Origin of the sequence: Streptomyces tibetensis (assembly GCF_040647715.1) — a bacterium.
Taxonomy (GTDB): domain Bacteria; phylum Actinomycetota; class Actinomycetes; order Streptomycetales; family Streptomycetaceae; genus Streptomyces; species Streptomyces tibetensis_A.
In genome coordinates this window covers 340,030-354,384 of sequence record NZ_JBEZCR010000005.1, presented here as the reverse complement: position 1 = coordinate 354,384, position 14,355 = coordinate 340,030, and the positions used below count along the sequence as shown (strand labels likewise).

The window sequence follows — 14,355 nt, the reverse complement described above, 5'->3', positions numbered from 1 at the left end:
GACACTCCTCGCGTATCACCGTATGACCCCTATCCATTCTTCGGTCGCTTTACGCCCTGTAAGGCCCGGGCCCGGGCCTCGGCCGGTGTGAGCGGATCACGAGCGGGGCAGCGGCGCGCGCCGGGCGCGAGGCGGCGGCGTTCCGCGGTCCGCGGCTCGTCACGGGCCCGCCCGGTGCCGCACGCATGTACCCCCGGCCCGGGGGTACTCCGGGCCGGGACCGGCAACCGACCCGTCCGAGGAGGGACGTGGACTGGCATCCGCTGCGGCTCACCACCCCCGTCAAGCAGCACGTCTTCGGCGGCCGGGCCATCGCCGAGCGACTGGGCCGCACCGGGCTGCCCGAGGGGCCGGTCGCCGAGACCTGGGAGGTCAGCGACGTCGAGGGCGATGCCTCGACCGTCCTGGACGGCCCCCTCGCCGGGCGCACCCTGCGGCAGATCATGGCCGAGCACCCGGTCGAACTGCTCGGCCCCCGGCTCCCGCCCGGCCCCCGTTTCCCGCTGCTCACCAAGTTCATCGACGGCCGCGGTGCACTGCCCGTGCATCTGCACGCCGACGACGCCACCGCCCGGCGCCTGGAGGGTGAACCCAACGGCAAGACCGAGGCGTGGCACGTCCTGGACGCCGCTCCGGGAGCCACCGCCCTGGTCGGCGTCCGTCCCGGCGTGGACCGCGAGACCCTGCACCGGGCGCTGCTGGCACAGGACTTCGACGCGGTCATGCGCCGCCTGCCGGTCCGAGCGGGACAGACCGTCTACGTCCCCGGCGGCACCCTGCACAGCTTCGGCCCGGACACCCTCGTGTACGAGATCGAGCAGACGTCCGACATCCAGCAGCACGCGATGCGCCGCCGCATGGAGGACGGCTCACCCGTCCCCGACCACGAGTGGCACGCGAACCTCGACCGTCTCCTCGACGAGTGGCGCCCCGGCCATCGACCGGAATTCCACCCCGGCCTGAGCATCCGTCAGGGCGACGGCCTCGTACGCACCGTGCTCTGCGCCGGCCCGCACTTCGCCCTCGAACGCTGGTCCGCCGGTACGGCGGCGCCCTGGACCTACCGCTTCTCAAGCGTGCGGATCCTCACCAACGCGGGCGCACCCGTCACCGTCACCGCCGGCTCCTGGACGGGCCTGCTGGACCGGGCCCGCACCCTCCTCCTGCCCGCCGTCCTCGGCGAGGTCCGCATCCAGGGCTCCGCCGACGTCCTGATCGGTCACGTCCCCGACCCGGAGCGCGACATCCGCGCCCCCCTCCTCGCCGCCGGCCACGGCCCGGCCGCCGCCGCCGCCCTCGGTGAGGGGCTCGGTCCGCGGTAGCGGGCCCGTGACAATCGGGACGGATCCGTAGCAGGTCCGCAGGGCAACGGATGCGGCCGGTGGCGGGTCATACGGGGGGCAAGGGCAAAAGCCCGCGCACCCGACCGGGCAAACCGGTGGGAGACCGATGGGGGAGACCATGAAGATCCGTAACCGAGGCATCCGTACGACCGTGGCCGTGCTGGCAGCCGTCGCCGGTGTCGCCGCAGCCGCCGTGCCGGCCGTCGCGGCCACCGCACCGGCCTCCGACACGCCCCGGTTCCTCGAGCCGGCCGAACTGCCGCCGCACCCGACCTCGCCCTGGTACGCCGGTCCGGTCACCGCCGGCCAGCCCGACCCGCTGCCGATGTGCGTGGGCGACGCGCTGCCGTCCATCACCACGCACCGGGAGTACTGGACGGAGTACGACACCAACGCCCAGCAGCTCACCGTCGAGGGGCGCAGCGAGCAGTGGGCGAAGGACTTCGCGGCGCTGCTGCGCAAGGACCTCGCCGGCTGCGCGAAGAAGCTGATGCAGCAGGACCCCGACATCACGGCGACGCAGAAGTACTACGGCAAGCTGAACGTCGAGGAGGGCGCCGACGTCTACGGCATCCACACCGCCTCCGCCTGGGGCTCCTCCGACATCGGCCTCTTCTCGGTCGGCCGCGACGGCGCGACCGTGACGATCGTCCGCTGGAGCCAGATGGGCGACTTCCAGCACGCCCAGGTGGCCGACTTCAAGGCCACGACCGTCACGGCGGTGAACAAGCTGTACTGACGGCTCAGCCCCGGGGCGGCCCGGTGGGGGCGTCGTACACGAGGAGCCCGTCGTCGCGAAGACGGGCTCCCGGTGTCGGTGCATGGACGCTCAGCCGCCCGTCGTGCATGAGGTGGCGGGCCGGTACGCCGCGGGCGAGCACCGCGAAGTCGGCGATCAGGCGGCGGTGACAGCGCCACCAGACCGCCTCGCTGCACATCACGGCGGTTCGCGCGCCGCCCGCCTCCCGCAGCAGATCGGGATCCCGGCGGCTCCCGGGAGCGGTCCGCACGTCCACGACGGCTCTCACACCGGCATCGCGCAACAGCTCACCGATCCGGTCCCGGCCGGCGGTGCTGTGCCCGAAGGTCACCAGCGACGTGTCCACGGTCTCGGAATATCCCTTCTCGGGGGGTGCACACCTCATACTCCCCGAAGGGTCGGATGTCCCGGGAGGGCCTACTGCTCTCCACCGAAGTGGGCGCGATTCCAGACGTCCTCGAATTCATCGCGACTGATGACGAATGCAGAGAACTCCGGTTGGGCCGCGACCGCTTCGATGGGGCCGACGGGGATTTCACTGAGCCCGATCTCACCGGTTTCGTGAGACGAGTCCGCCTTGAGCAGACGTCCATCCCGATACCGTTGGATCTTACGGACTTCGTATCCGTCTTCGCCGATCTCGCTGAACAAAGTGACTGGCTCGACATCGAAATCGTGCAGCCAATGCACCTTCCAGTATTCCACTGCGCTAGCTCTTTCCATGGTTGACGATGCGTCCTGCAATGTCCAGGGGGCCCTGGTTCGGTATGACGAAGACGTCCGGTCGCTCAACGGACCTCATCACCTGGAGGCCGCGCACATCAACCTCGATGTAGTGGCTGAACTTCTGACCCGCCCAGGGTACGCGAAGGAAAGCGAACGACAGTTGGCCAGGCGTCTTCGTCCCGGGCCTGATGTCCGACAAGTACTGGCCGTCACCGAATCTGGCGTCCTTCGGGTTGTGTTCCTTGAGGGACGGGCGGAGCTCGCCGCTCTCGAGTATGCCTTTGTATCCCTTCTCGTTCGTGTAGTGGAACAACGAGGTGATCTCGCCGTCAGGCACCTGTTCGACCTCATAGGTGCAGGCGTCCGGAGCCAGTCCCAGCGGATCTGCCGCGGTGTGCGGATTGTCCACGTAGGTGTCGGGGTTCGGTGCAGGCGCGAGACCCAGCGGGTCGGGGCTGAGATACCGCGCCGTCTCGGGATCGTAATGACGGAAGTAGTTGTAATGCAGGCCGGATTCGGGGTCGAAGTACTGGCCGGGAAAGCGAAGTGGCGTGTACGCGGTGCTGTCCGAAGCCCACGCGGTCGATCCCCAGAGGGTGCTGCGTGTACGCCAGGCGATGTCGCCGTGCTCGTCGACCAGTTCGGTGGGTGTGCCGACGAGGTCGGTGACTATGGCGAAGAAACGGGCGTCGATCTCTTCCTGAGGCGCGTCGGCGGCGGTGATGCGTTCCGCCTGGGCGACGGGCTGGAGGCCCTGGTGGTGCCAGGTGAGGACGACGGGATCCGGTTGGGCGGCCGAGACGGTGCTCTGCTCGCAGAGGGTCGTGCCGTCCCACGTGAAGTCGACCTGCTCGACGACCGTTTCCGTGTCCGCCGCGAGGCGTTGCTTGGCTGTGCGGCGGCCCAGTGGATCGTAGAGGTGGCGCCAGAGGCTGCCGTCCGGCGTGACCACGGAGACAAGCCGGTCTTCGGCGTCCCAGGTGTAGCGCCAGGTGTCGGGCTTACGGGACTGGCGTCTCTTCTGACGCAGGACGACACGTCCTCGGGCGTCGTGTTCGTAGCGGACGTTTCCGGCGCGGGTGATGCGGGTTCCCGCATATACGCGGGAACCTGTCGCCTCCTGGCCGGGGTGGGCGGTCGGCCATGCGGCTTCGGTCTGGTTCCCGGCCTCGTCGTAGGCGTACCGCTCGGTCCAATCCTGGCCGCGGACAGCCGTTACGCGGCCTGCGGCATCCAGATCGAAGGTGCGTGTGCCGTTCAACCGGTCGTCGTGCCGGATCAGGTTTCCGTCGGCCCGGTAAGCGTAGGCATGTGCCTGAACGATTCGGCCGGTGCCGTCGACCACGGACCGTGAGGCGAGGCGGCCCATGCCGTCGTAGGTGTTCGTCAGGCTCATGGCGCCGTCGAGGTGACGGGTCACCTCGCTGCCGGCCGGGTCGTATGCGAAGCGGAGCGTGTGTCCGGCTGTCACCAGGCCGATCCGACGGCCCCCCGCGTCGTAGTCCCAGCGGCTGGTTGCTCCCGTCGGTGTGGTGCGGTGCGTGCGGCGGCCCAGGGCGTCGTATCGGTAGAGAACGGTTCGGCCGTTGACCGTCTCGGACAGCACCTGTCCGACAGCGTCGCGTTCCAGCGTGAGGTCCGCATCCGGGCCGACAGCCCGAACCAGTTGGCCGCTGAGATCGTAGGCGTAGGTGGTGACCGCGCCGTCGACGTCCTTGCGGACGATCCGGCCGAGCGGGTCATGCTCGAAACGGATGACTTCGCCCAGAGCGTCGGTGCGAGCTCGGAGGCGTCCTGCCGGGTCGTGGGTGTAGGTGAGGACGCGGTTGTCGAAGTCCGACTCGGATGTCAGCCGTCCTGCCGGGTCGTACACGTAGTCCCAGCTGAGGCCCTGCGGGTTGGTGACCCGGGTGAGGCGGAGTTCGGTGTCGTAGGTGAACTCGTGTCGTACACCGTCGGGTCCGGTGCGGGCGGCTATCAGATCGAAGTGGGTGTACTCGAAGCGGGAGACGCCACCGTTCGCGTCGGTGTGCCGCGTGCAGTTGCCCTCGCCGTCATAGAGCCATGACTCCTCCGCCCCGTCGGCCGCGATGCGGCGGGTCGGCTTGCCCTCGACGGTCCACTCGAGGCGGGTCCGCGCGCCCATCGGGTCCGTCAGGACGACGGGCCGCCCGAACACGTCGCGCTCGTAGGTGTTCACCGCGCCCAGCGGATTGGTCACCTTGACGGACAGGCCCGCCTTGTTGTTGTGGATCTCGGTGCAGTGGCCGAGAGCGTCGGTGATGCGCGTGAGGCCGCCGGAGCCGTCGTAGGTGAAGAGTGTGGTGCGATCGGCGGGATCGGTGACGGCCACAGGGTTGCCGGAGTCGTCGTACTGGTGGATCCAGCGCGAACCGTCCGCTTCCCTCACCAGCGTCGGCAACCCCAGCGCGTTGTATTCGCAGCAGAAGCGGGCGCCGTCCGGCCGCGTCACGCGCGTGATGCGGCCGTGCTCGTCGTATGTGTAGCGCGTCGTCTGTCCCAGTGGGCCGGTCACCGCCACCAGCCGCAGCTCCTCGTCCCATTCCTGTCGGGTGGCGTTGCCTAGCGGGTCGGTTTCGCGGACCAGGCGCAGGGCCTCGTTGTGTTCGTAGACGCGGGTGTGCCCGAGGGAGTCGGTCACGCGGGTGGTGCGGGTGGCGTCGTCGTAGGTGAGGGTGGAGGTCAGGGCGTCGCCGGTGCCGCCGGTGGCGATCACGCGGCCGTGCTCGTCGTACGTGTACCAGTACGTCGTGTTGTTGCGGTCGGTCCAGGAGGTGATGCGGCCCTCGGCGTCGTAGGTGTAGCGCATCGGCAGGCCCGAGGAGTTGGTCTCCTCGGTCAAGTGGCCCTGCTCGTCGTAGCCGAAGGCCAGCAGCGTGGTGCCGGGCCGGCCCGGGGCCGCGGGGTCCAGCAGGCGCAGGCCGGTGATGCGGGACAGTGTGTCGTGACGGTCTATCTCGATGTGGTAGCCGCCCGAGTGCACGACCGCGGACGGGAGGTCGCCCTCGGCGTAGAGGACGGTGATGCGGTTGCCGTTGCGGTCCTGGACGTGCTGGAGCGGCAGGTCGACGGCCTCGTCGTCCGCCGCCGCGACTGGTGAGTGGAAGACGTGGATCAGTCCGGTGTCCGGGTCGGTGACGCGAACCGCGCCGTCGACCTCCGTGTCCCAGGACAGCAGGAGGCGTGAGCCAGGTGTCTCCGGGCGGACGGACTCGTTGGTCTCCGGGTCCGGGACCGGGAAGCAGAGGCGGGCGCCGTCCGCGGCCGCGTACACGAAGCCGTCTTCATCGGCCTGGACCCGCTGGTCGAGCGTGGAGGCCCAGGTGGGGCCGAACCAGCCACCGAAGCGGTACGAGGAGATATGGGTGCGCTCCAGGACCAGGGGCAGAACACCCGGCAGTTCGACGTCCACCCGGGGCAGGGCCATGTCGCCGGTGGCCACGTCGATCGGGTCCCGCACGAACTTCTTGATCATGTTGCGGATCGAGGCGGGCAGCTTGTTGTAGCCCGGGTTCAGTTTCAGGCGCTCGAAGGTGGCGCAGTTCAGCTTGAAGGCCTTACTGAGCTTTGCCAGCTCGGCCGGCTTGAGCGCCTTCAGCCCCTTGCCCAGTGCCTTGCCCAGCAGGCCGAAGCCGACACCCAACAGCGCGCCCTCGGCGAGAATGCCGGCCAGTTTGTCCGGATCCTTGAACGCACCCGGATCCTCCAGCAGCGTCGCGAAGGCCGAGAACTTCACGCCCTCCTTGGCCATCTTGGCCACCGACGCCACGCCTCGGATCTCCTTGAGCGTCTTGAGCGCCCGCTCCACACCCCGGATGACCTCCATCACCCCACGGATCACGGACGCGAGCGCGGTGCCCTCTCTCTCGATCCGGGCGATCAGCGCCACCACCTTCAGCGCCCGCTCACCCGCCATCAGGGTCGCGGCCACCGACGACGCCCCCAGCGTCAGGACGTCCAACGCCAGGCCTGCTATCTCGAACTCGGCGATCTCCGCCAGCAGTACGCCGATCTCGGACAACAGCTCGTGCGCTGTGTCGGCGAAGTCGTCCAGCGCCTTGGCTCCCTCGCGGAGGGAGTCCGCCATCTCGGTGGCGTTCTTGCGGGCCGCCTTGGCCCGCTTGTTGTACGCCTTGGCGGCCTTGCCCTCCCACTCCACATCCGCCAGCGCCTTGCGCGCCGCCTCCGCGGCGTCGTCCAGGCCGGTGGCCAGGTGCCGCCACTTCTTGGCGATCTCCCGCACCCCGTCCGGATCCACCGCCGGATCGGTGATACCGAGGAACTCCAGGCCACTGGCGAGCGTGTCGCCGAACATGTGGTTGAACTTGTTGACGTAATGAAGGGGGTTGAGGTCCACCACGGAGCTCTCAGCCCTTCTTCGCGCGGGCCGCGGCAGCCAGCAGCAGATCCAGCAGGTCGAAGGCGTCGGATATCTCGCCCAGCAGCTTGGCCTCCGCCTCCCACTCGTCCTCCAGCTGCCCGGTCAGCTTGGCCAGGGTGGCCATGCCCTCCCGTATCTCCTCCGTCGCACTCAGCAGGGAGCCGAGGGCACCCAGCGCCGACAGGTCGTGCGACTGGGCCTTGAACTCCTGCAACGGCTTCGCCGTGTGGTGCCCCACATGACGCAGCCCCGACGCCGCCTTGTGCATGGATGCGGCTTCCTTCGCCAGGTCCGACACGCGACCCGCCCCCCGTACTTCACTCTGTGCACATGCCAACCTCCTGACACTAATCTGATCGGTTCCGCGCCAAGTCAAGTACATGCCAACGGCAGGCAAAGTGAGGGGTTGCGGGAACACGGCAGGTCCGCACCATGGTTGCCCTGCCTCACCCCTGTGGAGCCGCATCATCACGAGGGCGGTCTGATCGAACGGGGCTCCCGGTCGGGTGGTGATGGCGGGGCGGCGCCTGGGAGCGGCAGCAGTGACCAGGGTGGCCGAAGCCCCGGAGTCGGCGGGCGCGCCCGCCGCAACTCCCTGGGACCCTGCCCTGGCCGCCGCTCTCGCCGAGAACGGTGTCCGGGTCGAGGAGGAAACGGTGCTGGACGACTTGCTCATGGACCTTGGAACGGGGTCCCGCTGAGGCGTACCCGGAGAGTGCGGCAGGCGCCCCCGGAAAGTCCCAGAGGCGCCTGCACATCACCCCCCGTCTTACATTCGTCCAGCTCAGAAGGAGGCTGTGGTGGTGTTCATGAGAACCTTCAGATGTCCCGGAACGTCTCGATCTGCGCCCCCACCGAGTTGAGCCGCTCCGCCAGGTCCTCGTAACCCCGGTTGATGACGTACACGTTGCGCAGCACCGACGTGCCCTCCGCGGCCATCATCGCCAGCAGGACGACCACCGCGGGGCGCAGGGCCGGCGGGCACATCATCTCGGCGGCGCGCCAGCGGGTCGGGCCCTCGACCAGGACGCGGTGGGGGTCCAGGAGCTGGAGCCTGCCGCCGAGGCGGTTCAGGTCGGTCAGGTAGATCGCCCGGTTGTCGTAGACCCAGTCGTGGATGAGGGTCTTGCCCTGGGCGACCGCCGCGATGGCCGCGAAGAACGGGACGTTGTCGATGTTCAGGCCGGGGAACGGCATGGGGTGGATCTTGTCGATCGGCGCCTCCAGCTTGGAGGGCCGGACGGTGAGGTCCACCAGCCGGGTACGGCCGTTGTCGGCGAAGTACTCGGGCGTGCGGTCGTGGTCGAGGCCCATCTCCTCCAGCACGGCCAGCTCGATCTCCAGGAACTCGATGGGGACGCGGCGGACCGTCAGCTCCGACTCCGTCACCACCGCGGCGGCCACCAGGCTCATCGCCTCGACCGGGTCCTCGGAGGGGGAGTAGTCGACGTCGACGTCGATGGTGGGCACCCCGTGCACGGTGAGCGTGGTCGTGCCGATGCCGTCGACCTTGACGCCGAGGGCCTCCAGGAAGAAGCAGAGGTCCTGGACCATGTAGTTGGACGAGGCGTTGCGGATGACGGTGATGCCGTCGTGCCGGGCGGCCGCGAGCAGGGCGTTCTCGGTGACCGTGTCGCCGCGTTCGGTCAGGACGATCGGGCGGTCCGGGCTGACCGCGCGGTCCACCCGGGCGTGGTACTGGCCCTCGGTGGCGGCGATGTCCAGTCCGAACCGGCGCAGCGCGATCATGTGCGGCTCGATCGTGCGCGTGCCGAGGTCGCAGCCGCCGGCGTAGGGCAGCTTGAACGAGTCCACGCGGTGCAGCAGCGGGCCGAGGAACATGATGATGGAGCGGGTGCGGCGGGCCGCGTCCGCGTCGATCGCCGCCAGATTCAGCTCGCTCGACGGCACGATCTCCAGGTCGACGCCGTCGTTGATCCACCGGGTACGCACGCCGATGGAGCCCAGCACCTCGAGGAGGCGGTACACCTCCTCGATGCGGGCGACGCGGCGCAGTACCGTGCGCCCCTCGTTGAGCAGTGAGGCGCACAGCAGCGCCACGCACGCGTTCTTGCTCGTCTTCACGTCGATGGCACCGGACAGCCGGCGCCCGCCGACCACCCGCAGATGCATCGGACCGGCGTAGCCGAGCGACACGATCTCGCTGTCGAGGGCCTCCCCGATGCGCGCGATCATCTCAAGGCTGATGTTCTGGTTGCCGCGCTCGATCCGGTTGACGGCGCTCTGGCTGGTTCCGAGCGCCTCGGCCAGCTGCGACTGCGTCCAGCCACGGTGCTGCCGGGCGTCACGGATGAGCTTGCCGATGCGTACGAGGTAGTCGTCTGCCATGGGACTGAGGTTATCTCAGATATGAGATGCCGCCCGGCAGGGGGTCCGAACGGGTGACGTGATGTCAATCCCGCCCGGCGTGCTCAGCGTCGACGCGCCCTCGTGGTGCGCCGCCATCCGAAAGGTCCGGGCAGATCCATCGATGTCGTACGACGTCCTGTGCTGCTGCGGGTGTGGCGCGGGCCGTTCTTTCCGCCGCCGGTGGTGATGGACCAGGAGCGCTTGTTGATGTTCAGGCGCACCCCCGGAAGGATCCGGAAACTCTTGCGGAACGTGAGCGGCATGCCTGTTCTCCCCTCCGTCTTGCGTGGATGTCGCGCGTGGGTACCCGGTTCGGATACCCGGGAAAAGGGCGCGCATGACCGCACGGCGGGCGCCGGGGCATGACCATTCGGCGGTCGTGTACTAGAGTTATCTCGACATCGAGATATCTGCCGAGAGAGCACCGCAGCCGCACGCCGCCATCGAATCCGGCGGTAAGGGTTACCTAACTTAGCCTTACCTTAGCGGATCGGCCAAGATGCCGTGGCGGCAGGATCGTGGTGGTACGCGCACATCAATGAAGGAGACTGTCGTGTCGGCGAACAGCTTCGACGCCCGCAGCACGCTGCAGGTGGGCGACGAGTCGTACGAGATCTTCCGGCTGGACAAGGTGGAGGGCTCGGCCCGCCTGCCCTACAGCCTCAAGGTCCTGCTGGAGAACCTGCTCCGCACCGAGGACGGCGCGAACATCACCGCCGACCACATCCGTGCCCTCGGCGGCTGGGACTCGCAGGCCCAGCCCAGCCAGGAGATCCAGTTCACGCCGGCCCGCGTGATCATGCAGGACTTCACCGGCGTTCCCTGCGTCGTGGACCTCGCGACCATGCGTGAGGCCGTCAAGGAGCTGGGCGGTGACCCGGCGAAGATCAACCCGCTGGCGCCGGCCGAGCTGGTCATCGACCACTCCGTCATCGCCGACAAGTTCGGCACCAACGACGCCTTCAAGCAGAACGTCGACCTGGAGTACGGCCGCAACAAGGAGCGCTACCAGTTCCTGCGCTGGGGCCAGACCGCCTTCGACGAGTTCAAGGTCGTCCCGCCCGGCACCGGCATCGTCCACCAGGTGAACATCGAGCACCTGGCCCGGGTCGTCATGGTCCGCGAGGGCAAGGCCTACCCGGACACCCTGGTCGGCACCGACTCGCACACCACCATGGTCAACGGCCTCGGCGTCCTCGGCTGGGGCGTCGGCGGCATCGAGGCCGAGGCCGCCATGCTCGGCCAGCCGGTCTCCATGCTCATCCCGCGCGTCGTCGGCTTCAAGCTCACCGGTGAGCTCACGCCCGGCACCACCGCCACCGACCTCGTCCTCACGATCACCGAGATGCTGCGCAAGCACGGCGTCGTCGGCAAGTTCGTCGAGTTCTACGGCGAGGGCGTCGCCGCCACGTCGCTGGCCAACCGCGCCACCATCGGCAACATGTCGCCGGAGTTCGGCTCCACCGCCGCGATCTTCCCGATCGACGACGAGACCATCAACTACATGCGGCTCACCGGCCGCAGCGAGCAGCAGCTCGCGCTGGTCGAGGCGTACGCCAAGGAGCAGGGCCTCTGGCTCGACCCGGCCGCCGAGCCCGACTTCTCCGAGAAGCTCGAGCTCGACCTGTCGACCGTCGTGCCGTCCATCGCCGGCCCGAAGCGCCCGCAGGACCGCATCGTCCTCGCCAACGCCGCCGAGCAGTTCGCGCAGGACGTGCGCACCTACGTCAACGACGAGTACGAGGCCAGCAAGGAGTCCTTCCCGGGTTCCGACGCCCCCTCGACGATCCCGAACGGCACCCCGTCCAACCCGGTCACCGTGACCGCCCCCGACGGCACGTCGTACGAGATCGACCACGGTGCGGTGACGGTCGCGGCCATCACCTCCTGCACCAACACCTCCAACCCGTACGTCATGGTCGCCGCCGCCCTGGTGGCCAAGAAGGCGGTGGAGAAGGGCCTGACCCGCAAGCCGTGGGTCAAGACCACCCTCGCCCCGGGCTCCAAGGTCGTCACCGACTACTTCGAGAAGGCGGGCCTGACCCCCTACCTCGACAAGGTCGGCTTCAACCTCGTCGGCTACGGCTGCACCACCTGCATCGGCAACTCCGGCCCGCTGCCGGAGGAGGTCTCCAAGGCCGTCAACGACCACGACCTCGCGGTCACCTCGGTCCTCTCCGGCAACCGGAACTTCGAGGGCCGTATCAACCCCGACGTCAAGATGAACTACCTGGCCTCCCCGCCGCTGGTCGTGGCCTACGCGCTCGCCGGCTCCATGAAGGTCGACATCACCAAGGACGCCCTGGGCGCCGACCAGGACGGCAACCCGGTCTTCCTGAAGGACATCTGGCCGACCGAGGCCGAGGTCAACGAGGTCGTCGCCAACGCCATCGGCGAGGACATGTTCGCCAAGTCCTACAGCGACGTCTTCGCGGGCGACGCCCAGTGGCAGGCGCTGCCGATCCCGACGGGCAACACCTTCGAGTGGGACGCCGAGTCCACCTACGTGCGCAAGCCCCCGTACTTCGAGGGCATGGCCCACGAGCCGGCCCCGGTGGAGAACATCTCCGGCGCCCGGGTGCTCGCCAAGCTGGGCGACTCGGTCACCACCGACCACATCTCCCCGGCCGGCGCCATCAAGGCCGACACCCCGGCCGGCAAGTACCTCACGGAGCACGGCGTCGAGCGCCGCGACTTCAACAGCTACGGCTCGCGCCGCGGCAACCACGAGGTCATGATCCGCGGCACGTTCGCCAACATCCGCCTGCGCAACCAGATCGCGCCGGGCACCGAGGGCGGCTACACCCGCGACTTCACGCAGGACGGCGGCCCGGTGTCGTTCATCTACGACGCCTCCCGCAACTACATCGAGCAGGGCATCCCGCTGGTCGTCCTGGCCGGCAAGGAGTACGGCTCCGGCTCGTCCCGCGACTGGGCCGCCAAGGGCACCGCGCTCCTGGGCGTCAAGGCCGTCATCGCCGAGTCCTACGAGCGCATCCACCGCTCGAACCTCATCGGCATGGGCGTCCTGCCGCTGCAGTTCCCGGAGGGCCAGACCGCCGCGTCCCTCGGCCTCACCGGTGAGGAGACCTTCGACTTCACCGGCGTCGAGGAGCTCAACAACGGCACCACCCCGCGCACGGTGAAGGTCACCACCGACACCGGCGTCGAGTTCGACGCGGTCGTCCGCATCGACACCCCCGGCGAGGCGGACTACTACCGCAACGGCGGCATCATGCAGTACGTGCTGCGCAGCCTGATCCGCAAGTAAGCGGACCAGGTCGGCAGTTCGAGGGCCGCGTCCCCGGGCGACCGGGGGCGCGGCCCGCGCCGTTCGCCGCAAGCGCCGGTATGTACCGCTGCAGCGGAGTCACTCGCCGCGGTACTTCGCCGCCGCGGCCTGGGCGAGGTCCTGCGCCTTGTCGAGGGCCGCGTCCACGGACTGCCGGCCGGCGATGGCCGCGGCGATCTGCTCGGAGACCGCCGTCCCCAGCACGGCGAACTCGGGGATGCCCAGGAAGCCGATGCCGGTGTAGGGGCGGGGGCCGACGCCCGGGTCCTTCGGGTCGGCGGAGTCCGTCGCCGCCGTGTACTCCTGCCGGTACCAGGCACCGGCCGCCTGCTGGTACTCGGGGTTCTCGTAGAGCGACTTGCGGTTGCCGGCGGGCGCCGAAATCCAGCCCACCTCCCGGCCGACCAGCTCCTGGAACTCCTTGGAGGAGGCCCAGGAGATGAACTCCCACGCGGCGTCCTTGTGCTCGGACGCCTGCTGGATGCCCCAGGCCCAGGTCCACACCCAGCCCGCCTTGTCGGTCTTCTCGTGCGGGGCCGGGACGTAGCCCACTTTGCCCTTGACCGGGGAACTGTCCGCCTCGATCGACGAGGCCAGCGACGTGGCGTCGTACATCATGGCGCACTTGCCCTCGACGAAGCTGTCCAGGATCTCCAGCACGCCCATCCGCTCGGGACCGGGCTGACCGTGGGAGCGCAGCAGGTCGACGTAGAACCCGACGGCCTCCCTGAACTCCGGCGAGGTCAGCCGGGCGTTCCAGTCCATGTCGTACCAGGCGCCGCCGAAGGTGTTGACGACCGTGTTGATCGGGGCGAGGTTCTGGCCCCAGCCGGGCAGGCCGCGCAGGCAGATGCCGCTCGCGCCCTCGGAGCCGTCGACCCGGGCGGCGAGGTCGGCGACCTGCTTCCAGGTCGGGTTGGTCGGCATGGTCAGCCCGTCCTTGCGGAACAGGTCCTTGCGGTACATCAGGAAGGAGCCCTCGCCGTAGAACGGCTCGGCGTAGAGCTTGCCGTCGTCGCCGGCCAGCGAGGACGCCAGGTTCGGGAAGACGTCGTCCTGGTCGAAGTCCTCGTCGGCCTCCACAAAGGCGTCCAGCGGGGCGAGCCAGCCGTTGTCCGCGTAGATCGGCACCTCGTAGGCGCTGACGCTCGCCACGTCGTAGGTGCCGGCCTGGGTCGCGAACTCGCGGTTCATCTTCACCCGCGCCTCGTTCTCCGGCAGCAGCGTGTAGTCGACGGTGATCCCCGTCTCGGCCGTGAAGTGTCTCTTGGTGAGTTTCTTCAGCGTCTGGATCTGCGGCACGTCCGTCGCGAGCACGCTGAGCCGGGTCTGCTCCCCGCCGCCGGGCAGATCGGCGTCACCGCACCCGGCGAGGACAAGACCGGCGGCGACCGTGACGGCCACGGCCGCCTGGGTGAGGCGGCTGCGTTTCATGACACCTCGGCCCCTACCCACCTTTGCT

The 14,355-nt window shown here is 68.9% G+C and carries 11 protein-coding genes; 4 read left to right on the top strand and 7 right to left on the bottom strand.

Annotated elements, in window-relative coordinates; genetic code table 11:
- Positions 1-248 precede the first annotated feature (248 nt).
- Positions 249-1,322 carry a type I phosphomannose isomerase catalytic subunit gene (locus tag AB0B29_RS16015; protein WP_362239432.1) on the top strand — a complete coding sequence of 358 codons (1,074 nt, stop codon included), beginning with the start codon at positions 249-251 and terminating at the stop codon, positions 1,320-1,322.
- 127 nt (positions 1,323-1,449) lie between these two features.
- Positions 1,450-2,082 carry a hypothetical protein gene (locus AB0B29_RS16010; RefSeq protein ID WP_362239429.1) on the top strand — a complete coding sequence of 211 codons (633 nt, stop codon included), beginning with the start codon at positions 1,450-1,452 and terminating at the stop codon, positions 2,080-2,082.
- A gap of 4 nt (positions 2,083-2,086) precedes the next feature.
- Here AB0B29_RS16010 and AB0B29_RS16005 read toward each other — a convergent pair whose 3' ends face one another.
- The 4 genes from AB0B29_RS16005 to AB0B29_RS15990 are packed head-to-tail and all read right to left on the bottom strand — an operon-like array spanning position 2,087 to position 7,499.
- Positions 2,087-2,488: a DUF488 domain-containing protein gene (locus tag AB0B29_RS16005; protein WP_362239426.1), complete on the bottom strand. Its 402-nt coding sequence runs from the start codon at positions 2,486-2,488 to the stop codon at positions 2,087-2,089.
- Between the two features lie 32 nt (positions 2,489-2,520).
- The gene (locus tag AB0B29_RS16000; RefSeq protein WP_142158676.1) at positions 2,521-2,808 is read right to left on the bottom strand and encodes a DUF6881 domain-containing protein; all 288 of its coding nucleotides are present in this window, start codon (positions 2,806-2,808) and stop codon (positions 2,521-2,523) included.
- 4 nt (positions 2,809-2,812) lie between these two features.
- The gene (locus tag AB0B29_RS15995; RefSeq protein ID WP_362239424.1) at positions 2,813-7,210 is read right to left on the bottom strand and encodes an HYD1 signature containing ADP-ribosyltransferase family protein; all 4,398 of its coding nucleotides are present in this window, start codon (positions 7,208-7,210) and stop codon (positions 2,813-2,815) included.
- Positions 7,211-7,217: 7 nt separating this feature from the next.
- Positions 7,218-7,499 (bottom strand): hypothetical protein, encoded by a 282-nt coding sequence (locus tag AB0B29_RS15990; RefSeq protein ID WP_362239422.1) that lies wholly within the window; start codon positions 7,497-7,499, stop codon positions 7,218-7,220.
- 274 nt (positions 7,500-7,773) lie between these two features.
- On the opposite strand from AB0B29_RS15990, the gene AB0B29_RS15985 reads away from it, so the two are divergent.
- Positions 7,774-7,932, top strand: a complete 159-nt coding sequence (locus AB0B29_RS15985; RefSeq protein WP_362239419.1) for a DUF2399 domain-containing protein — start codon at positions 7,774-7,776, stop codon at positions 7,930-7,932.
- Between the two features lie 118 nt (positions 7,933-8,050).
- On the opposite strand, the gene AB0B29_RS15980 is transcribed toward AB0B29_RS15985, so the two are convergent.
- Together AB0B29_RS15980 and AB0B29_RS15975 are read right to left on the bottom strand one after the other, a co-directional pair.
- Positions 8,051-9,580, bottom strand: coding sequence for a helix-turn-helix domain-containing protein (locus tag AB0B29_RS15980; protein WP_362239417.1), 1,530 nt, complete (start codon positions 9,578-9,580; stop codon positions 8,051-8,053).
- An 83-nt stretch (positions 9,581-9,663) separates the two neighbouring features.
- Entirely contained in the window at positions 9,664-9,864 is a 201-nt protein-coding gene (locus AB0B29_RS15975; protein WP_362239414.1) for a DUF4236 domain-containing protein, read from the bottom strand.
- Positions 9,865-10,154: 290 nt separating this feature from the next.
- Here AB0B29_RS15975 and acnA point away from each other — a divergent pair, with 290 nt between their 5' ends.
- Positions 10,155-12,872, top strand: a complete 2,718-nt coding sequence (gene acnA, locus AB0B29_RS15970) for an aconitate hydratase AcnA (protein WP_362239411.1) — start codon at positions 10,155-10,157, stop codon at positions 12,870-12,872.
- Between the two features lie 99 nt (positions 12,873-12,971).
- Here the strand turns inward: acnA and AB0B29_RS15965 are convergent, their stop codons facing one another.
- Positions 12,972-14,327: an ABC transporter substrate-binding protein gene (locus AB0B29_RS15965; protein ID WP_362239408.1), complete on the bottom strand. Its 1,356-nt coding sequence runs from the start codon at positions 14,325-14,327 to the stop codon at positions 12,972-12,974.
- Positions 14,328-14,355 lie beyond the last annotated feature (28 nt).

Coding starts and splice junctions, on each gene's coding strand:
- AB0B29_RS16010 (WP_362239429.1), top strand. CDS start 1,450: ATGGGGGAGACCATGAAGATCCGTAACCGAGGCATCCGTACGACCGTG.
- AB0B29_RS16005 (WP_362239426.1), bottom strand. CDS start 2,488: ATGAGGTGTGCACCCCCCGAGAAGGGATATTCCGAGACCGTGGACACG.
- AB0B29_RS15990 (WP_362239422.1), bottom strand. CDS start 7,499: ATGCACAAGGCGGCGTCGGGGCTGCGTCATGTGGGGCACCACACGGCG.
- AB0B29_RS15980 (WP_362239417.1), bottom strand. CDS start 9,580: ATGGCAGACGACTACCTCGTACGCATCGGCAAGCTCATCCGTGACGCC.
- AB0B29_RS15975 (WP_362239414.1), bottom strand. CDS start 9,864: ATGCCGCTCACGTTCCGCAAGAGTTTCCGGATCCTTCCGGGGGTGCGC.
- AB0B29_RS15965 (WP_362239408.1), bottom strand. CDS start 14,327: ATGAAACGCAGCCGCCTCACCCAGGCGGCCGTGGCCGTCACGGTCGCC.